19 protein-coding genes are annotated in these 19,016 nt (G+C 61.0%); 10 read left to right on the forward strand and 9 right to left on the reverse strand.

The genetic code is table 11. The features are described from left to right. The first annotated feature begins 17 nt into the window (after positions 1-17). Positions 18-1,229 carry a glycoside hydrolase family 3 N-terminal domain-containing protein gene (locus J7I84_RS21410; protein ID WP_396020022.1) on the forward strand — a complete coding sequence of 404 codons (1,212 nt, stop codon included), beginning with the start codon at positions 18-20 and terminating at the stop codon, positions 1,227-1,229. A gap of 298 nt (positions 1,230-1,527) precedes the next feature. After that, positions 1,528-2,106, forward strand: a complete 579-nt coding sequence (locus tag J7I84_RS01815) for a hypothetical protein (RefSeq protein ID WP_214939831.1) — start codon at positions 1,528-1,530, stop codon at positions 2,104-2,106. 364 nt (positions 2,107-2,470) lie between these two features. Here J7I84_RS01815 and J7I84_RS01820 read toward each other — a convergent pair whose 3' ends face one another. The 9 genes from J7I84_RS01820 to J7I84_RS01860 form a co-directional block, all read right to left on the reverse strand. Continuing rightward, the gene (locus J7I84_RS01820; RefSeq protein ID WP_251045925.1) at positions 2,471-3,523 is read right to left on the reverse strand and encodes an MBL fold metallo-hydrolase; all 1,053 of its coding nucleotides are present in this window, start codon (positions 3,521-3,523) and stop codon (positions 2,471-2,473) included. A gap of 1,409 nt (positions 3,524-4,932) precedes the next feature. Next, positions 4,933-5,208, reverse strand: coding sequence for a hypothetical protein (locus J7I84_RS01825; RefSeq protein ID WP_214939833.1), 276 nt, complete (start codon positions 5,206-5,208; stop codon positions 4,933-4,935). Continuing rightward, a complete protein-coding gene (locus J7I84_RS01830; RefSeq protein ID WP_214939836.1) occupies positions 5,190-5,411 on the reverse strand; it encodes a hypothetical protein in 222 nt (73 codons plus the stop codon). Before J7I84_RS01830 ends, J7I84_RS01825 begins: the two co-directional genes overlap by 19 nt. Next, complete coding sequence (locus tag J7I84_RS01835) at positions 5,408-5,776, reverse strand: DeoR family transcriptional regulator (protein WP_214939839.1); 369 nt, start codon at positions 5,774-5,776, stop codon at positions 5,408-5,410. The genes J7I84_RS01830 and J7I84_RS01835 overlap by 4 nt, the downstream gene beginning before the upstream one ends. A gap of 254 nt (positions 5,777-6,030) precedes the next feature. After that, positions 6,031-6,822, reverse strand: coding sequence for an SDR family NAD(P)-dependent oxidoreductase (locus J7I84_RS01840; RefSeq protein WP_214939842.1), 792 nt, complete (start codon positions 6,820-6,822; stop codon positions 6,031-6,033). 153 nt (positions 6,823-6,975) lie between these two features. Then, the gene (locus tag J7I84_RS01845; protein WP_214939845.1) at positions 6,976-7,797 is read right to left on the reverse strand and encodes a sugar phosphate isomerase/epimerase; all 822 of its coding nucleotides are present in this window, start codon (positions 7,795-7,797) and stop codon (positions 6,976-6,978) included. Positions 7,798-7,840: 43 nt separating this feature from the next. Then, the gene (locus J7I84_RS01850; protein WP_214939848.1) at positions 7,841-9,259 is read right to left on the reverse strand and encodes an MFS transporter; all 1,419 of its coding nucleotides are present in this window, start codon (positions 9,257-9,259) and stop codon (positions 7,841-7,843) included. Positions 9,260-9,616: 357 nt separating this feature from the next. Further along, positions 9,617-10,159 carry an ATP-binding protein gene (locus tag J7I84_RS01855; protein WP_214939849.1) on the reverse strand — a complete coding sequence of 181 codons (543 nt, stop codon included), beginning with the start codon at positions 10,157-10,159 and terminating at the stop codon, positions 9,617-9,619. Further along, a complete protein-coding gene (locus tag J7I84_RS01860) occupies positions 10,159-10,806 on the reverse strand; it encodes a bifunctional 4-hydroxy-2-oxoglutarate aldolase/2-dehydro-3-deoxy-phosphogluconate aldolase (protein ID WP_214939852.1) in 648 nt (215 codons plus the stop codon). Before J7I84_RS01860 ends, J7I84_RS01855 begins: the two co-directional genes overlap by 1 nt. A 231-nt stretch (positions 10,807-11,037) precedes the next feature. Between J7I84_RS01860 and J7I84_RS01865 the strand changes: the two genes are divergently transcribed. The 8 genes from J7I84_RS01865 (at position 11,038) to J7I84_RS01900 (ending at position 18,838) form a co-directional block, all read left to right on the forward strand. Beyond that, positions 11,038-11,940 (forward strand): Gfo/Idh/MocA family oxidoreductase, encoded by a 903-nt coding sequence (locus J7I84_RS01865; protein WP_311381040.1) that lies wholly within the window; start codon positions 11,038-11,040, stop codon positions 11,938-11,940. Further along, a complete protein-coding gene (locus tag J7I84_RS01870) occupies positions 11,933-12,928 on the forward strand; it encodes a LacI family DNA-binding transcriptional regulator (protein ID WP_214939858.1) in 996 nt (331 codons plus the stop codon). The genes J7I84_RS01865 and J7I84_RS01870 overlap by 8 nt, the downstream gene beginning before the upstream one ends. Beyond that, a complete protein-coding gene (locus J7I84_RS01875; protein ID WP_214939861.1) occupies positions 12,925-13,488 on the forward strand; it encodes a VOC family protein in 564 nt (187 codons plus the stop codon). Before J7I84_RS01870 ends, J7I84_RS01875 begins: the two co-directional genes overlap by 4 nt. A gap of 3 nt (positions 13,489-13,491) precedes the next feature. After that, positions 13,492-14,391: a sugar phosphate isomerase/epimerase gene (locus J7I84_RS01880; protein ID WP_214939865.1), complete on the forward strand. Its 900-nt coding sequence runs from the start codon at positions 13,492-13,494 to the stop codon at positions 14,389-14,391. Then, on the forward strand, positions 14,391-15,383 hold the full coding sequence (locus J7I84_RS01885; protein ID WP_214939868.1) for a Gfo/Idh/MocA family protein: 993 nt from the start codon (positions 14,391-14,393) through the stop codon (positions 15,381-15,383). Before J7I84_RS01880 ends, J7I84_RS01885 begins: the two co-directional genes overlap by 1 nt. 199 nt (positions 15,384-15,582) lie before the next feature. Then, on the forward strand, positions 15,583-16,755 hold the full coding sequence (locus J7I84_RS01890) for a CynX/NimT family MFS transporter (protein WP_251045940.1): 1,173 nt from the start codon (positions 15,583-15,585) through the stop codon (positions 16,753-16,755). A gap of 191 nt (positions 16,756-16,946) precedes the next feature. Further along, positions 16,947-17,957 carry a Gfo/Idh/MocA family protein gene (locus tag J7I84_RS01895; protein WP_251045926.1) on the forward strand — a complete coding sequence of 337 codons (1,011 nt, stop codon included), beginning with the start codon at positions 16,947-16,949 and terminating at the stop codon, positions 17,955-17,957. 131 nt (positions 17,958-18,088) lie between these two features. Then, positions 18,089-18,838 (forward strand): SDR family NAD(P)-dependent oxidoreductase, encoded by a 750-nt coding sequence (locus tag J7I84_RS01900; RefSeq protein ID WP_214939874.1) that lies wholly within the window; start codon positions 18,089-18,091, stop codon positions 18,836-18,838. Positions 18,839-19,016 lie beyond the last annotated feature (178 nt).

The raw sequence follows: 19,016 nt of genomic DNA on the forward strand, positions 1-19,016 counted from the left end.
GAAGACCCCGAGACAGCATCCAGGCTCACAGCCGCCTTCATCGAGGGACTTCGGGGCGGCACCGACCTCGGCCTGTCAGTGTCGCAGCGGTCGTCAAATACTTCCCTGGCGCCGGTCCCCAGCTCAACGGAAATGATGCCCACGACATCCGTTATTCGGAGCAGGTTTACCCCGGAAATGAACAGCAGCTCCACCTGCGCCCATTTGAAGCAGCATTCGACGCGGGCGTTACCCAGCTCATGACTTATTACGCGAAGCCGGTCGGCACGCCCTGGGAAGAGGTCGGGTTTGCGTTCAACAAGAGCGTCGTCAAAGACCTCCTCCGGTCTCACTATCGCTTTGAAGGAATCGTGATGACCGACTGGAACGTCATTGATTCCGCCACGGTTGGTGACATCACGTTCGGGCCCAATGCCTTTGGCCTTGAGCACATGACCCCCTCGGAGCGGTTGAAGATTGCAGTCGAGTTAGGCGTGGACCAGTTTGGAGGCGACATCTGCACGGAACTAGTCGTGGAACTTGTGCGCTCCGGCCAGTTGACCGTAACCAGGATCGACCAGTCCGTCCGGCGCCTCTTGCTGGAAAAATTCCGGCTTGGTCTCTTCGAAAGCCGTTTCGTCGACATCGAGGCCGCCAAGGCTGTGGGCTCCGACGTAGAGCTCCAAAGGAAAGGCCGCGAGGCCCAGGCAGCGGCGCTGACCCTGCTCAGCAACCCGGAGCAGCTACTCCCCATCAAACCGGGAGCGCGTGTCTACACCGAGGGGTTGAACTTGGGTGACTCTTGGGACGGCTTTGTCCAAGTGAAAGCCCCCGAGGAAGCTGACGTGATACTCGTGCGCCTGGACGCGCCGTGGGAAGCAGACCCTGACAGCGTTCTGGGCGACTTCTTTCACGGCGGCTCACTTGAGTTTGCGCCGGACACTGTTGACCGCCTGCGGAAGCTCTCCACGCACGCCCCTGTCATAGCTTCAGTGTTTCTCGAACGACCAGCCATCCTTGCCCCGCTACTGCCACACGTCAAAGTCCTGGTGGGTGACTTCGGAATTGCAGATACTGTCTTGGCCGATGCATTGAGCGGCGCCCAGCAGCTGACCGGGCAACTGCCCTTCGACATCCCCGAGACCATGAAGGCCGTCGAGGAATCCCGAGAAGACGTACCGTTCGACACGGCACAGCCACTGTTCACACACGGACACTCCGCGTCGATGGCTGCCACTCCATCCGTCTAAATCCCGCACGTGCATAGTCGTACCTCCGGACAAGGTCTGGAGGTACGACTATGCATAGCCATGCAACGAAAGACGTTAGAAATGCCAAACGACTTTGTCGTGTCCATAAACGCCCTGGATCCCCACAGCCTCAACACGGAACTGGACCAGGTAGTAGCAGAGGCTCAACAAGTGGCCATGGCACAGGGCCGCCACGGAATACTCGTCACGCAAAACACTTACAGCTCATACACGGTGAGCCTTAGCCCAGCAGTACCGTATGGCGTAACCATGAAGCGCCGACACTGGCATGCCGAACGTGACTGACGACCTCTCTGGCCCACTTGGCACTGACCACAAGGCGGATGCCAGCCGCCGGCTGAACAGTGCCGACGGACTCCGCGAAAAGATGCTACAACCCATCCACGAAGGAATGGACATACAACCGTCAACCCTAGCCACGGCCCGCCATCACATCGAAAACCTTTTAAGCGCCCTCGCATATGGGACGTCCACTAGAGACAGCCACCTCCTGAGTGAATTGATGAAAGATCTTGGAGGCAACGAAGGGACCAACAAGGCAGGGCACATCGACCTCGGGGTTCCGAATTCGGGTCACCCAAACGGCACATACGTGCAAACGGTGAGCAATATCAACGTCTCAATCCACGGCAACTCCGCCCTCTATACCGCCATTTACCAAAACTGGAATGTCGCACGGAACCCGATCTGTACCTCCCTGGGCCTCTACACCGGGAAAATCGATGCAGGCCCTCAAACCTGGAGATGGACAGACCACCGTGTCTCGCCCTTCCGCGCAGACGAAAGCGAAGATGCAGCAAGGAACTTCATCTGGCAGCCCATCGTCCGCGAATTCCAGCAAACGTTCGTCTCGTAACCCCAGGGATTCGAGGCACTTTGTACGGAGGACGGTTCAGGTGCCCGTAAGGGGATCTCCTTGCGGGCGCCGACCCCTTTGTCCTATTCGGGCTTGGTGTGTGAGTCGCCGAGACATATGACTCCTTTTTCGCAGCGCTATTTGGCTTGCTCGCCTATCCAGCCGTCCCGTTTGCGGATCTTGCGGGCGCCAGCATTTCATAACCTCCGGGTGGCGAGTTTCCATCCCTTGTTGAGACCCCCTAAAACGCGCCGCTCACCGAAGGCCGGACGGGTGTGGATCTCGCACGTCACTACCAACCTAACTTGGGACCAGCCAGCAGGGGCCGGCCGACCGGATCAGGTGCTGGCCCGGCAGAGTGGCATCAGCGAAGGACGGACGGGTGTGGTTCTGTGATGGGTACGTCGATGTCGTGGCCCTGGGAGCGCAGGTACACCACGTGGCTGGCCGTTTCGGATACCGCCAGGCGGAGCGAGAAGGCCTGCAGGGACTCCCAGCCGCGGGACCAGGTCAGGTGCCGTGCGATGCCCCAGACGGTACTTGGCCGGTGCTTCTCCAGCACCCGTAGGACCTCGGCGGAGCGTTCGCGGTTGTGCTCGATCAGCTGTGCGACGCGGCGCTGCATGCCGGAGAACCGGTACTCGTGCGCGGGGCAGACCTCCATCGCATCCTCGAACGCGATCAGGTCCAGGGATTCGTAATAGTCCGCCAGCGGGTTGGCCGGGCCGGGCAGCTCCAGGGCTATGTGCGGGGAGATGCGCGGCAGGACGTGGTCCCCGCTGAAGATCATCGCGTGCGGCTCATCGACCAGGCAGATGTGCCCCGGGGAATGCCCGGGGGTGGTGACCACGCGCAGGTGAAGGCCCTTGGCGGGCACCAGGGTGCCGTGGGCGAGGCGCAGGTCCGGGTCCGCGAGGTTCCGCAGATGGGTGAGCGTTTGATGGTTCATGGCGACCTCGTCCAGACGGTTGTGCGGAACGCCCCAGAGTGCCAACTCCTCGCGGTGGGTGCGTAAGATAAGGTCGGGGTCTTCGGGTTCCGTGAGTCGGCGCATTTCCTTATCCCCGAGGGCAACCCATGCCTTCGTTGCTGTGCGCAGGCGGGCGGCCATGCCCAGGTGGTCGGAGTGGAAATGGGTTGCGACGATCCCCGTCAGGTCGGCCAGGCCCAGGCCTGCCTGCCGCAGGCCGGCGACCAGGTACTCGAGGCCAGCGTCGCTGTCCCAGCCTGGATCGATCAGGACGGCGTCGCCGTCGCCCAGGAGCAGGTAGCTCAGGGTGTAGCGCATGGGATTGTCCGGGAACGGGACGGGGATGGACCATACCTCCCCGCTGAGCCGTTCCACCGGCGGCAACACCTTGTTCTGCCATGCTTCTTTCTGCGCGTGGCCGGTCAGGGTAATCGACGGCAGGCTCATCAGTTCCTTTCATGGACCGCGAGGCATGGGCGCGGCCCGGCCCGTCCGGATCCTGGATGTACTTCGTGGTTTCAAGGCAAAACTGAGTTTTGCCCTGGGCATGGAAGGCGGAGAGGGTGGCGACGCCCGGGCGCCCGGACATCCGCCTCACTGGCGAGCCATTATACATTACTATCGTGCCAGTAGAAAAAACTTCGTGCCGATGAGTGGCACAAACTTGCCGGCCTGTTTCAGCCGTCTACGAACGCAACACTGTTATTTGAAGGAGTTGACGCCGTGATTATTGATTCCCAGGTTCACGTCTATGACGCTGACACGCTCGAAAGGCCATGGCGCAACTTCCCTGACGATTTCCCAGTCTTCAACTGGCACGACCACGTCACGGGCGACGAGATGGTCGCGGCGATGGACGCTGTCGGCGTGGACGGTGCAATCATAGTGTCACCAACGCGTTGTACGGTTACGACGCTAGCTACGCGGAAAGCGTGCATCGCGCTCATCCCGGTAGGTTTGCCCTGGTCAAACCCGTTGATTCACATGACCCGGCGGTGGCCGATGTCATTGCCGACTGGTCAACGATTCCGGGCACGGTCGGAATCCGTATCCTCAAAGGGGTTGAGACAGCAGGAGAACCGGACATCGATGGATTCAACCCGATCGCGCGTGCGGCAGCCCGGCACGACAGTGCTGTCAACTTCTTTTGTTGGTTCAACCTGGACATCGCCACGGATCTGATCGATCGCCCTCCGCCTGCTGCATTGGGGGTTCCTGCGTTACCTCCTTTCGACTCTGTTCGGCAGGCTGGGTGGCCTGCACCTATTCAGGGGCCGGGGGAGTTGGTCCGACATGACCTCCACGATTTCGATATACAACCTTCTAACGCGCCATCTCAGCGATGCGGAGAGTGTCCGGCCCTCCTTCATGCAGCCAAAAAGCGTGTGGACACTATCCAGACTTACGTCTGTTTTATTGCCTGCCCGGCCCGGGATTTCAGGTGTTCGCGGACCCGCTGGCTGTAGCCCCCGGACCGGTTTGTTGAAAGTGTGCAGGAATCGACGGTGTGCTCTTCTTCCCGAGGCAGCCACCGCCGTAGTGACGGCTGTAGTTGACGGATATCGGAACGCCACCGCTATGCCCGAATGCTTACTCCGTAAGAGTGGCCAGGGTCCCGGACATGTAAGGCGCTGATTTGGAAAAGTGTGATGCACCCTTCCTCGGTGTCGCCAGCACGAAGTTGTTGACGTTGGCATGATTCCTGCACAGGCGTTGTCGAAGTGCCAGCTTGGAATCTATGGCTGCTCGAAGTGGTTCTACAAGAAGCTGGAATCCGCCTCTAATCTGACGCCGTCGGACGGCACCAGACTGAGCTCCGGTTAGGCCGCGGCTCATGCTGATCTCGAAGAACGGCCTCATAGACCCGATTCCGCAGGGCGGAATGCCCAAGGCCGGCTAAGCGACACAACCGTTCGGGTTGTCTCTGCTTGGGCCACGTGGACGTTGACGCCCAGGTCCCGGATGTTGTCCCGCATCTCGAGCGGAAGCTGGTCGTCCGTGATGACGGCATTCAGCCTTTCCAGCGGCGCAACGTTCAAACGAGACACGGCGCCGAACTTGGCGCTGTCCGCAAGCAGGAAGCACGACGATGACGCCTCCAGCGCGGCCAGCTTCACCTCGACCTTGTCCATCGAGGGTGTGGTGACACCCCGGGCGCCATGTTCCAGGAGCCCGTCCTAAGGAAGAACATTTCGATGTTTATCGCCTTCACGACGTCCGCGGCGATACGCCCGCAACTTGAGGCGCTCGACTGGTCAACAACACCACCGGTGCGGATCGTCTCAACCTCCGGGTAGGCGAACAGGCTTGTGACCTTGTAGATGTCGTTCGTCACCACAGTGAGGTTCTGGCGGCCGGCGAGGTGCGGCACCACGCATCAAGGAATACCACCATGCCGTCTTCCACGAACCCGGATGCCAGGCCGGCGATCGCCTGCTCCCTGGCAGGCAACAACTGTCCGCGGGACTCACGTTCGCGCGGAGGTTCCTGGCTTGTCCAATCGGCGAGTCGCACACCGCCGTGGACTGAGACCACCTGGCCCTGGTCCTCCAGGACAGTGATGTCCCGGCGGACGGTCATGTGGGAGACCTTCATGTAGTCCGTCAAGCTGCGGATACTCAGGACACCCTCGCGGCCTAGAAGTCGAAGGATCTCCTGATGGCGTTGTTCAGGGATACGTGGTCGCGCTGCTGGGCTCACGGCTTCTCTCCTTGGGCGTGCCGCTGCCCGGAAGGCATCGAGCAAGGCAACGCAGGTCTCCCGGCCGTAGTTGCAGCCAAAACACGGCTGGGGGACCGGCGTGCGTGCGGTATGGTTCTGGGCCTGGACCGGCTTACAAACTGGGACGGCTACGGGCGGTTGAACGTGTGACGGCGACCCCCGCCGTTGCGGTGGAGGGGCCGCCCTTTCCGGGCCACCGTGTTGTCACTTCCCCAGAATCGGTGACAGAAGCGTCAGGATTTTGAGCTGGGCCGACCGGGTATATGGCTGAGGATAGATTTAGAAAAGCCGCCATCGACGCAGATGTCCTGCCCGGTGACGTAGCCCGATAGTGGGCTTACAAGAAATTCGATAACATTGGCAATCTCCAGGGGGTCCCCGATTCGTGCCAGAGGGATGATATTTTCCCTGGCCTTTTTGATTTGGGGATCCTCATACATTTTTTCGGTCATTCGCGTGTGGGTCATGCCCGGGGAGACTACGTTTGCGCGGATTCCGTCGGGCGCCCATTCCAGTGCGAGTGTTTGGGCCAGCATCGTCAAAGCAGCTTTGCTGGGGCTGTAAGCGCCGGATCCGGCGTGGGGGAGCTGACCGGACATGGAAGAGGTAAAGCAGGCGGCGCCCTGGCTCTGTTTCAAGTGGGGGTAGCTTGCTTTGGCAAGAAGCCACGCGCTGCGGAGGTTGACGGAGAACATGTTGTCCCAGTCTTCAAGTGACACGTCACAGATCGCACCGGGGTTGGCGATTCCCGCGTTTGCTACCAAGGCGTCCAGGCCGCCGAAGTCAGCTACCGCGGCCTCTACCAGCTGGCTTGGCGCATCGGGGTCACCGAGATCTCCCGTCAGTGCGATGGCCGTACCGCCGAGGGACTGGATTGAGCGAACGACTTGCTCTTGGCTGCTGTTCGGTTCGTGTCCACAGACGGCGATCATCGGGTGCACACCCCGGGCCAGGGCAGCCTCTGCGATTCTCACGCAGGTAGCCGCTCCTATGCCGCTGCTTCCGCCGGTAACCAAAGCTCTCATCGCGCACAGTTCCTTTCACTAGTGGTTCATAAAAATCTTTTCGACTACCAAGCGGTAGAAATCACGGCCAGCAACGGCTTGTTTTGCAGGATTCCGGCTGTAGACCGAGTTTCTGTTCTAAACGCCGGCTGGCTCGCGCGCTCGAACCCTTGGCTAATGCCCCAGGTCCCAGCCGTTGTTCTTGAGATCCTGCATCGCCTTATTAAATTCCTGAACGGGGTTTTCTTCACGAATTATTTCAAGAACGACATTATTGACGCCACACGTTTCTTGTACTGCTTTACCCAACCCGTTCCAGTCGATCACTCCGGTGCCAATTGGATCATGGCCCCAGGTTTCCGTGCCCGTATCAGAAATATGCACCAGTCCAATTGATCCGTGATGGGAGAGCAGGCTCTGTACGGGATCCTCTCCGATGTATGCAGCGTTCGCGACGTCGTAAACGATCTTGACTGAGTCGTCGTTGATCGAGCTGACGACGCCTACCAGGTCCTGGATGGTGGGAGTGAAGCAATAGGGGGTGTTCTCGAAAAGCAGGCGCGCGCCGGCCTGCTTGGCAAGCGGGATGAGATTTTCCAGGCTCTCGTACATCCACCCGTAGGTCTTTTCGAGCGAAGGTGAGATCATCGGGCGTCTGGTGCCGGGGGATATCACAACTTCGGGAACGTCCCAGGCTTCGGCCAGGTCGATCACCTGTTTGATGTGCTCCACACTTTTGCGGCGCATATTAGCGCCGGGGCTCGCCAAGTTGATGTCATATCCACCGGCATTCAACGACCTGATTTTGGCGCCGTATTCATTGAGCCTTGCATAAGTTACCGAGCGTTCGGAGCCGGTTATTTCGTCCGGCCAGCAATGTGGGGAGCTGACCGGAACTTCGAAGGTCTTATACCCGTTGTCAACCAACTCCCCAATAGCATCAATAGCGGTGGATGACCATAAATAGGAAAATGTGTTGATAATCATTTGATTCATTTCGAAACATCCTCTTAGTTCTGCGCCGATATGGAAAGAGTGCCTACCGGGAACGAGTCGCTTCGTCAGTGGCCGACGGAGTACCCAAAAGCAGGTGCTCGCCTTCGAGTACCTCGGGGTCGGCTGGAGCGACGGTGGCGCGGGCGGCCCGGCTGCCGGTCTCCGGGAGGGTGAAGTAGACAATGAGGCTGAGGGCGACAATGGCGATCATGTAGACCGCGACGAGCATCGGCTGTCCGGCGCCGACGAACGCAGCGGCGATCAGTGGCGCGGTGCCACCGAAGACTGCAATCACGATCTGGTGTGCGAAGCCGATGCCCGACACCCGTACCGACGCCGGGAACAGTTCGGCCTGGATGGTCGGATATACCGATTGCCAGATACCGAGAACGACCCACCCGGACGCCGATACCAGAACGTAAACACCAAAGCCCGGCTGGTTCAGCAGTAGGAGCATGGGGTAGAAGAGAACGATCATGCCGATGGCACCGATAATGGGGAAGATTTTGCGTCGGCCGAGTCGATCAGAGAGTGCACCGCAGGTCGGCACGATGATAACGAGCAAGGCCAGCCCGATGACGCTCCCGGCCAGGGTGGAGGACAGGTCCCGGCCGGTGGTCAGCTTGGCATAGGTGGGAAGGAATGTGGCCCAAGTGTAGTAGGCGACGGCGGGTGCCGAGAGCGCTGCTGCCTGCAGCAGCGCCTTCGGGTGTTCGCGAAGCAGGTCCATCAAGCGGCCCGCGGCGGACTTCTGATCGACGAGGGCACCTGCCTCGAACTCAGGGGTCTCTTCTGAACGGGCCCGCATGATGAGACCGACGATGCCGAGGATGCCCCCCATAACGAACGGGATGCGCCAACCCCAGGCGGCGAGGTCCTCTGGCGTAAAGGAGGATGTCACCATCGCCGCGGCGCCGGTCGCTGCGAGGGTCGCGAGGCCGCTCGCCATGTTGGTGAACGAACCGAACAGGCCCCTCCGGTTCGCGGGAGCGTGCTCAACCATGAAGGCGATGGCACTCTGCCCCTCACTGCCGGCCGAGATGCCCTGGATGATGCGGGCAGCGAGAAAGAGGACGGGTGCTGCATAGCCGATGGTCGCAAATGACGGCGTGAGGCCAATGATGAGCGAGCCGAGCGCCATTCCGGAGATGGACAGCGTCAGGATGAGCCTCCGGCCGAAACGGTCGGCCAGAGGAGAGATGATGATTCCGCTGAGCGGGCGCACAACAAACCCGACGGCGTAGGCGAGCAAGGCTGCGATAAGGGAGGCGAACGGGGAATCGCTTGGAAATATCTGGGATGAGAACACCGCTGCCAGGAGCCCGTAAATGTACCAGTCGTACCACTCCACGAAGTGGCCGATCGTGCCTGCCACCAAGTTTACGGTGCGGCGGGGGGACTCAATCGCTTCGGGAAGCTCCGAAGCGACTAGGCCACCGACGACTTCTTTTGAGGTCTTCATTGAACTCTCCATATTTTCACGTTTGTTGCGGAGGGAAATTTAAGTAGTCCCGGACACCTCGGTGTCGGGTCTCGCCCGGCTGGAAATCGACTCGCGAGACAACGACCGCCAAGACCAACAGCCGGATCAACACCGGCAGGCATACTAGCGGTTGCGCAATGAGATCGGTTGCTGAGATCGGTTGCAAGCAACGATACGGACGAGATGTGATCCTTGTCAACGTCCGGTCCGGTGACGGCCCAGCTTTTCGAAGATGGACCTTGGCCTAGGGGAGGAATGCCTGGCTAGACGAGCATTCACTGTGCCCTTTGCCCATCGTGAACTTGCCGGAGCCAGGACATCCGACAGCAGTTCGCGTCAATCGACTTGAAGCGGCGCCTCATTGTTGAAGTCCTGGTAATCCACTCCGGACCACGCGCACTCCAGGCTGCCATAAACCGACCAGTAGTCATCCCAGTGGGCCAGTTTCCACTGGTCTCGTTCCAGTCCGCGGCGGATGAGCCGTGTGCGCAGAACGTCTTCAGGTACCCGGACCCGTATCACGGTGATCGTGGACGACGGCCACCGGAAGTCTTCTGCTGCACGAGTTAAGTAGTCTGGGTCTCCGAAATAGGCCCCAAAGGGAGCATCAAGGACCACGGACCGGCCGAGGCGCAGGTTTATCCCCGCCACATCCATGAGAGTCTCGTACTCGAGGGGCAGCAAATTGACGCGATAGTAGTCGTTGGACTCGCGGTCGGTGGGATCATGCCCGGTGGCAGTCAGCGCGAATTCGACGAAACGGCCACTGACCCTGTCCTTGTCCAGGTACGCAGCCGCGTGCTCTTGCGCTGTTTGCTGGGCAATCGTTGTTTTCCCTGAGCCTGCCGGCCCGATGACAATGAAGACGCGGGGGGACATTATTTTCGGGCCTCTGCTACTGCCGAAAGGAACGCCCGGGCTGCCTCGGTGACGCGGCTAAAGTCGCCGTCCGGCTGCCATGCCTTTGTCACGTAGCTGCCCACGCCGACGCCCGCCACGCCTGCCGCGAACCATTCACCGACGTTGTCCAGCGTTACGCCACCTGCCGGCATGATCGGCAGATGCGCGAGCGGGGCCAGCACGGCCTTGGCGTAAGGTATGCCGCCGGCTTCGGTGGGGAAGAGCTTGAGGATGTCTGCGCCCGCCTCGGCGGAGTTAACAAACTCAGTGGGTGTATAGGCGCCGCTGATGGTCGGCACCTGGTACCGGTTCGCAGTTCGGATCATCGCGGGGTTCAGCTGAGGACTGACCAGGAACTGAGCACCGGCGCGGATGCACTCGTACGCTGAGTGCTCGTCCAGCACTGTTCCGGCACCGATCGCCACGCCGGCGGTCCCATGCTTCGCGGCGAGCCGACGGATCACGTCCACGGCGCCAGGGATCGACAGGGTGATCTCGAGCGCCCGGAAACCTCCTTCGATGGCGGCTTCCGCAACGCGCTCGGCGAGCTCTGCGTTTTCCAGCCGCACGATGAGGACGGCCCCCGACTCGTCGATGGTTTGCAGGGTGCGAAGTTTCTTATACATGCTGGCCTTTCTCTGGCCGGGAATCTTTCAACTTCCTGAGGGGCCCGGCCCTTGTTGGTGTTTGGTTCCGTTGACAAACTCTGCCACCATCCATACTGTTATTGCAACCGATCTCAGCAACCGATCTCATGCAAGGGGGTATCGCGGTTGAACCATGTACGCACAATCATTCTGGGTGCTTCCCATTGGCATGTTCCGCTCTGTGCGCAGGCCATTGGTGAAGAGCACGAGGTGATCGGAGTCGGTGACGACGACGTATCCCGTGTGCAGGTGCAGGAGCTGGCCACGGGCTGGGATGCGCCGGTGGAAGCCGACTGGCGCAAGCTGGTGGATCTCCCCGATGTCGGACTCGCCTATGTCTTTGGTCCCCATGAGGGGATGGCAGAGAAGTGTCTCGCCCTGATCGAGCGCGGTATTCCGTTCGTCGTCGAAAAGCCTTTGGGTACTTCCCTTGACGAGCTTTCCACTGTGCGTCAGGCCGCCGAGGCAGCCGGTGTGCCTGCCACTGTCCCGCTGGTCCAGCGCGGCGGACCCACGGAAAAATGGCTTGCCAAGGCGGGCCGGCCCACCTACCAACGGAGCACCTTCATCGCCGGTCCACCATCCCGGTACCTGGACAACGCGAATCCCTGGATGCTCGACCCGGTGCAGGCGGGCGGGGGTTGCCTGGCCAACCTGGCACCGCATTTTGTCGATTTGTTCCTTCAGGGCAGTCATGAGTCAGCAGCCCATGTGGACTCCCGGCTCTCATCGGTTCTTCACCGCCAGGCCGTGGAGGATCACGCCAGCCTCATCATCACGACACCGCAAGGACGCGAAGCCATTGTGGAGGTTGGCTACGCATTCCCTGCCTCTCCACTGAAGCGTTACTGCAGCTTCACCTCGGTCGGTGAGGCCGGATTCGCCGCCGTTGATTCGGACGGCACAGCTACGTTCACGGCACTGGACGGCACCACGGAGGTCGACAAGATCAATGTGGACAGCGACCCTCTTTACGCTCCGTTCGTGCGGAGCGTCGCCCGGACGCTGGAAGATGGATTCCGGGGCCTGACTACGCTGGCCCAGCTCGAAAACGTCATGCGCCCCATTTGGCGGGCCTATGACGACCAGCACGGAGGAAGAGAACATGCCTGACTTGAGTATCGACGTCGTCGCAAAAGCTGCCGGCGTCCACCGGTCCACCGTTTCCCGGGCATTTTCGCGCCCGGAAGCGGTGAAGAGCGAAACACGGGAACACATCCTCCGGGTCGCCGAGGGACTCGGCTACACGATGAGTCCACTCGCCCAGGCGCTCCGCCGAAAGACCAGCACCTTCATCCCGCTGATTGTCCCTGACATCACCAACCCGTTCTTCGCCGAGCTTGCCAAGACCATGACGCAGGCAGCGGACGAGCGCGGCTACCAGCTGCTGCTCTGCGTCACCAACGGTGACCCCGCCAAGACCGACGGATACTTCACCGCCATGCAGGCCATGTATGCCCCCTTCGGCATCGTCGCGCCGTCCACAAAGGTCGATACCGAGGCCCTGAAACGCTTCGACTTCGGTCACAAGGTCGTCGTGATCGACCGGGTGGAAGGGGACGATGCCGTCCCAACGGTCACCGTCGACAGCCGCCGCGGAATCATGCTCGCACTGGACCACCTGCACGGCTTGGGGCACACCTCGATCGGCTACGTATCCGGCATCGCCGGGACGCACACCGCCCAGGACCGGATGGACGCCTATCTGGAGCTCACTGCCCAGAGCGGCAGCACGCCCCTGGTGCTGGACAGCGGATCAGACCTGGATGCGGGGACGCGCGGGGCAGAACATTACCTCGAGATGGATAGTCCGCCCACGGCCATCATCGCGGCCAACGACATGGTGGCCTTTGCGGTCATATCGGCGCTCGGCCAACGTGGCGTACGCGTCCCTGAGGACGTGTCGGTCATCGGCTTCGATGGTCTCGCTCTCGGTGCCCGGTTCAACCCTGCCCTGACAACCATCCAGCAGCCGATCGCCGACATGGGACACATCGCCATCGAACTCGCCGAGAAGCAGAACGCAGATGGCTCGGTGGACCATATCGTCCTCGAACCTCAGCTTCTGGTCCGCGGGTCCACCTCTGGACCACGCAAATGAGCGGGGGACAGGAGTCCACGCTCCGGCGTCTGGGGCTCCAACACACAGACCACGTCGGCCTGACAGTGCCCAACCTTCAAGACGGCATCCGGTTCTTCGTCGAAGTCCTCGGAGCTGAAGAGCTGTACCGCTCCGAACGCGGGCCCGACGAAGAATTCATGCCCACAAACTTCGAAGTACCGGCAGATGCCAAGCTCACGCTCGCCATGCTGCGCCTGCCACCGAACCTCAACATCGAGCTTTTCGAGTGGAGCAGCGCTGAGCGGCGCGATACCCCACCGCGGCACTGCGACGCCGGCGGGCACCACCTGTGCTTCGTCGTCGACGACGTCGATGAAGCGATCACAGTGCTGCAGGAAACACCTGGGGTACGCGTGCTCGGGGAGCGCAAAGAAGTCGCCGGTGACAGCCCCCGGGTAGCCGGCAACCGCTGGACCTACTTCGTCACCCCTTGGGGGTTGCTGATGGAAATCGTGGATCGAAGCCGCGTCGCATCCCCGCCCCGGCTGGTCGGTCCCGCGGACTGGACAGCAGCTCCAAACACTCCAGAAAGGACATGAACAATGCGGCTAGCCGGTCACACACTAGGCACCCCGGACCACACGGTTCCCCAAGCACTTGACCTATTCCGAGCCGCAGGGCTCGATGCGGCCGAAGTCATCTACCAGGATGATTACAAGTCCGGCTTGCCGTTAGGTGATCGTCGCGCCGCCATGGAGGCCCTAAAAGCGGCCGAAGGCGCAGCCATTCCCATCGTGGGTTTGACGCCCTACACCACCGCCATCAACTCCCTGGACAACGTGGAATGGGGCAACGCCGTCGATGAATTCCGTGGCGCCATAGAGACCGCGCACCTGCTCGGCGCTGACCGGGTCCGGGTCTACGCCGGATCCTGGCACCCCGGCGATAACGACCACGCGGCGCGATGGGCAAAATTGCGTCAGGCATTGGAGACCCTGGCGCCTGTTGCTGACCAGGCCGGGGTTCGACTCTGCGTGGAAAACCATTTTGGCACCATGACCCAGACCGCAGCGGACACCGCTGCCCTGGTCCGCGAAATAGCCCACCCGGCCGTCCGCGTTCTCTACGACCAGGCGAACCTCACGTTCACCCACGACGAAAAGTACGACCAGGCCTTCGCTTTTCAAGGTGACCTGATCGGTCACGTTCACGTGAAGGACCTCGTCTTCACCGATCCCAATGCTGCCTTCCGCGCCACCGAAACGGCCCGAGTCGACGCTTCCGAGCGGGCCGTCCGCTCCCGCGTCGTCGGAAGCGGCGTCGTTCCGTGGTCTCAGATTCTCGCTGCGTTGCTGCAGCATGGCTACGACGACGTGCTGAGCATCGAGCTAGAGTACCGCTGGCACCCGCAAGACCTGCCTGCGCCGGAGGACGGATTCCGGGAATCAGCTGCTGTCCTGCGCTCAATGCTCGCTGACCTGGCTAAAGTAAGGAACGCCTGATGAACACCGCCCGTCTGCGCGTCGGAGTTGTCGGCGCCGGCAACATCGCCACCATCGCCCAATTGCCCACCCTCGTACAACGCGACGACGTTGAATTGGCTGCCCTGGTGTCCCGGCGTGAGGACCCAAGCAACCTGGTCCGACGCTGGGGCTTCAACGCCGCCTATAAAACGGTGGAGGACATGCTGGATTCGCAGGAGCTGGATGCAGTATTTGTGCTGACGCCACGCTCTGAGCACGCGCACGCCGTCGAGCTATGCATGAGCCGTGACATCGACGTGTTCTGTGAAAAGCCATTGGCACCAGCGACCGATGAAGCAGAACGCCTAGCAGATCTCGCCGACGAGCGGGGACGAATCCTGATGGTGGACTTCAACCGCCGTTATGCACCCGTCTACGCCGCCGGGCGGGAAGTCTTCGGCGACAAAGGCGCCACATTCTGCGTCGCCCAGAAAAACCGCCCCGGATCCGAATACCGTGCGACATTTGAGAACGCCATCCACATGGTCGATCTCCTCCGCTGGTACTGCGGCGGCGAACCCGAACACGTCACCGCCCACGCCGCCGGTGACGACCCCTGGGAAGAAGACGGCGTCGCAGCAACCATCCGCTTCAGCACCGGAAACACGGGCGTCCTGATGGCAGCCCGGACGGCCGGGGCCTGGAACGAAAAACTGGACGCCTACGGCGACGGAAAGACTGTCGAAGTCAGGGCACCCGAGACGGTTTCGACCACTGTCAAGGGCGTTACCACAGCGCGGGAACTAAGTGCCGAGGCCTATGGCTGGGCTACCGCGACAGACACTCTGGGATTTTCGGCCGCCGTTCATCACTTCCTGGACCGGGTGGCTGACAGGGTGCAGCCACTTACCTCCGGCCGGGAAGCCGTTCACACCCAACGCTTGCTCGACCGGATTCTCGCTGCCGCCGGTTTGCCGACGGAAGAGCAGGCCGGCCGTGAGTGGGCCAGCCACGCAGTAAACGGAAGCTGACAACCAACCGAGCCCGCCCGTTCTTCACCGCATTTTCGGTCCTTGATGTGAGCATCGTGGAACCGTGGCTTGAACAAACCCGATGAAATACGGAGGTGCAGACATCGCTCCACTTCGCTTCCGTCAGGGCAGACCACACACCGGGGGAGCGGGAAGACACCCGTTACGCGGCCGGCTCAGCGCGCTTGTTGGCATCCTGCTGGTCGCGTTCAGCGCCAGAGAAGCCGTTTCGGCTGTGTCTCCACTCCTTGGTCCAATAGGCCAGGACCTTCACCTCGATGCGGTGGCGACAGGGACCCTTGGGATGCTGCCGACCGCCGGTTTCGCAGTGATGGGCTTCCTGGCTCTGCCGCTCCTCCGGCGTATCCAGCTCGAACATCTGCTGCTGGTTTCGATCCTGCTGACAACATGTGGTCAGGTCGGCCGCGCACTGGGATGGAACATCCCGGCATTCCTGGTGTTCACCATGATCGCCATGCTCGGGATCGGGCTGGTCAATGTCGTGATACCGCCTCTGCTGATGAAGTACTTTCCCGACAAGACCGGGATCCTCGCAGCCCTCCACATAACTCTCCTGGGCGTCAGCACGGCCGTGGCCGCCCAATCTGCCATACCCTTGGGCAGTCTTTATGGCTGGCGGTTCTCCATCGGCATTTGGGCGGCCTTCAGCGTGGTCGCTGCGATTCCTTGGCTGATTCTTCTTATAGCCAAGCGGGCTGTTGACCAATCCAAGACATTCCTCTCCCACGATCGGCTGTCTCCCCCCAAGAGCGCGATTAAGCCCTGGAGATCTTCCATTGGCTGGGGTGCAGCACTGATCTTCGCCGGTTGCTCAAGCAATACCTTTGCGGCGCTCACTTGGCTTCCGGTTGTTCTTATCGACAGAGAAATGAGTCAGGAAACCGCTGGATCCATGCTGGCGTTATATTCAATCCTCGCCCTGCCCGTCGGCCTGATTGTGCCTCTGCTAGTGACGAGAATGCCTCGCCCGCTACCCGTCGCAATCCTGTTTGTTGTCGCGTTCGCCATCGGCTACGGAGGCATCATCTTTGCTCCGCCAGCCTCTGCCGCGCTTTGGGTCGCCATCGCCGGACTTGGCCAAGGTGCGTACTCCTTCGCGTTCACGATGATCAATAAGCGAACACGAACGCAGACCGGGTCAGGGGCCCTATCCGGGTTCTCCCAGGGAGTCGGTTACGCCCTCGCAAGCATTGGGCCCCTCGTATTTGGTCTCCTGCATCATCCGGGGGACGGCTGGCTGCCCTCCTTCTGCATGCTCGGAGCCTGGCTCCTGGTGCTTTCGGTCGGAGCCATGATGGTCAACAAGCCCCGCGTGCTCGAAGACGCCTCGCGGGGAACAGCCCTGCACTAACGAAGCAAGAAGTTCACCGCACCAGACCACAAACCGCAAGAATCCATGCGGCCAACCGAGAACGTCGGACCGAGCCACCCAGATCCTTGACAGAGCCCTTTGCAAATCCTACGGTTGTTGCAACCGATCTCAGCAACCGATCTCATAAATTCTCGCTGTAACTGATCTCGAGGGAGAGACTTGATGACCAATTGGTTTATCTCCGACCTGACCTCCTGTGGCGGCACATCATGACGCCGCGGGTGGCTGTTGTAGGAGCGGCCGGCTGGGCCGGGTCGCGGCACGCGCGGGCGTTTGCCGCGGCAGGTGCGAAGGTTGCCGTCCTTGTCGAGAGGGACGAGCGCGGCTTGGCGCTGGCTCAGGAGCTGGGCGCTCAATTGGTGCCCACTACTGCCGAACTCCACCCCGATGACCTGGACCTGGCAGTCGTTGCATTGCCGTCCACCCTGCAACCGGTCATTTGCGCCGACCTGCTGAACAGGGGATTCCGTGTGCTGACTGAAAAACCGGTGGCCGCGGATGCCGAAGGTGCTGCCGTCCTTGCCGCTGCGTCCGGGGTGAACGACAGACTCATGGTCGGTTACACGCTCCACCAACATCCCGCCGCCGCACTTGTCTCGCAATGGATCAAGAACAACAACGTCATCGCCGTGTCTGTTCGTTCCGTCGCCTATAAACCAAAGGTTGACTCTTGGCGCGCTGACCCGAAGGAGGGCGGTGTGGCTGTAGTGAACGGCATTCACGCCATCGAATTGGTGTCGTCGTGGTTCGACGGCACCCCGAAAGTGCTGGCCAGCAGCGCCAGCAACAGCCTCTATGGGTCGCCGGTGCCGGAGCACGTCGTTTCCACCCTCGAATTTCCTGAGGGCTTGGTATTCAGCATGCAGAGCTACTGGTCTCCCTGGCAGGAGCCTCAAGGTCTCAACCAGGGCGACTGGAGTCTCACCGTCGATGTCCTGGCAAGTGACGGCCGGGCGCTGTGGTCCAACGATTCCCTGCACGTGTGGGAGCGTGACGGTGGCCAGTACGAAAAAGCCTTTGACCCCTCGGACCTCTTCCTCCGCCAAGCAGAGGCGGCGCTGAAGTTCTGCACGGGTGGAATCCCGGAAGTCACCTTCGCCCAAGCACTCCGCGCTACAGAAATCGCCGATGCAGTCCTGGCAGCGGCGACGTCCCGCGCTCGGGACGTGGTCTCCCCGTAGCATCTCCAAAACCCTGACACCACGGACCCTCGACTGAACGACACAACGAAGGAACTAGACATGAAGCCAGCAACCTACGCTCCGACCGCAGGAGAACCGCGATGCAGCCGCCTCCAGAGGGGAGAGAACCGATGAGCCTCAAAGACCAGGTAGTTCTGGTAACCGGATCGAGCGGGGGAATCGGAGATGCTGCCGTCAGCGCGTACACAGCCGCCGGCGCCGTCGTCATTGGCGCTGATCGTTCCCCCAAAGAGGACCAGGCTTTGGAGGCCTTCTACCCGCTCGACATCACCTCGGAGCAACAATGCGCGACGGTTCTCCAGGACATCAAAACCAGATTTGGCCGCATCGATGTCCTCGTCCACGCAGCAGGAGTGCTCGGCACTACCCCCGACATCATGGAGACAACCACAGAGGAATTCGACTCCATCCTGAGGATCAATGCCTCTGCAACGTTCTCGATGGTACGAGAGACAGCCAAGACGATGCTTGAATCCGGCACGGCCGGCGCAATCGTAGTCCTATCCTCCGTCGCGGCCAAAGAAGCACGCCTCAACTACCTGCCTTACAACGCCAGCAAACTGGCAGTCCTGCACATCATGTGGTCATTTGCTGAATTGCTTGGGCCTCAGGGCATCTCCGTGAACGCAATCGCACCGGGCCCGGTGAACACACCCATGTGGGCACAGTTCGCAAAAGATTCAGGCCCGGATGCGGTCGCGAACCGGGCGAAGCGGGCTGCCCAGCTGCCGATGCGCCGGTTTGCCGAGCCCGACGAAGTCGCCCGCGCCATTCTTTTCCTGACCGATCCCGACAACCGCTACATCACGGGAGTTTCCCTCGACGTGGCCGGCGGAGCACACCTGGGAATAGGAACCTGAACCCCCTGCACAATGCCTCCCACACGGGTACCCATAACCCAGCACCGACCCCTCCAGGGCTGCTCTGACGTCCTTACTGCGACCCAGCAACCCAAGCAAAGTTGAAGTCCAAACCTACCGAGGAGACAACGATATGTCCGTTCCTTTTGTCCAGTTCAAGCCCCTCGGGAATGTTTAG

Origin of the sequence: Arthrobacter sp. ISL-85 (assembly GCF_018613675.1) — a bacterium.
Lineage (GTDB): Bacteria > Actinomycetota > Actinomycetes > Actinomycetales > Micrococcaceae > Arthrobacter.

What these genes read in the sequence shown, in the direction of transcription:
- J7I84_RS01820 (WP_251045925.1), bottom strand. Translation starts at nt 3,523, where the DNA reads ATGAGCCTGCCGTCGATTACCCTGACCGGCCACGCGCAGAAAGAAGCA.
- J7I84_RS01825 (WP_214939833.1), bottom strand. Translation starts at nt 5,208, where the DNA reads ATGGACAAGGTCGAGGTGAAGCTGGCCGCGCTGGAGGCGTCATCGTCG.
- J7I84_RS01840 (WP_214939842.1), bottom strand. Translation starts at nt 6,822, where the DNA reads ATGAGAGCTTTGGTTACCGGCGGAAGCAGCGGCATAGGAGCGGCTACC.
- J7I84_RS01845 (WP_214939845.1), bottom strand. Translation starts at nt 7,797, where the DNA reads ATGAATCAAATGATTATCAACACATTTTCCTATTTATGGTCATCCACC.
- J7I84_RS01850 (WP_214939848.1), bottom strand. Translation starts at nt 9,259, where the DNA reads ATGAAGACCTCAAAAGAAGTCGTCGGTGGCCTAGTCGCTTCGGAGCTT.
- J7I84_RS01855 (WP_214939849.1), bottom strand. Translation starts at nt 10,159, where the DNA reads ATGTCCCCCCGCGTCTTCATTGTCATCGGGCCGGCAGGCTCAGGGAAA.
- J7I84_RS01860 (WP_214939852.1), bottom strand. Translation starts at nt 10,806, where the DNA reads ATGTATAAGAAACTTCGCACCCTGCAAACCATCGACGAGTCGGGGGCC.
- J7I84_RS01870 (WP_214939858.1), top strand. Translation starts at nt 11,933, where the DNA reads ATGCCTGACTTGAGTATCGACGTCGTCGCAAAAGCTGCCGGCGTCCAC.
- J7I84_RS01875 (WP_214939861.1), top strand. Translation starts at nt 12,925, where the DNA reads ATGAGCGGGGGACAGGAGTCCACGCTCCGGCGTCTGGGGCTCCAACAC.
- J7I84_RS01880 (WP_214939865.1), top strand. Translation starts at nt 13,492, where the DNA reads ATGCGGCTAGCCGGTCACACACTAGGCACCCCGGACCACACGGTTCCC.
- J7I84_RS01885 (WP_214939868.1), top strand. Translation starts at nt 14,391, where the DNA reads ATGAACACCGCCCGTCTGCGCGTCGGAGTTGTCGGCGCCGGCAACATC.
- J7I84_RS01900 (WP_214939874.1), top strand. Translation starts at nt 18,089, where the DNA reads ATGAGCCTCAAAGACCAGGTAGTTCTGGTAACCGGATCGAGCGGGGGA.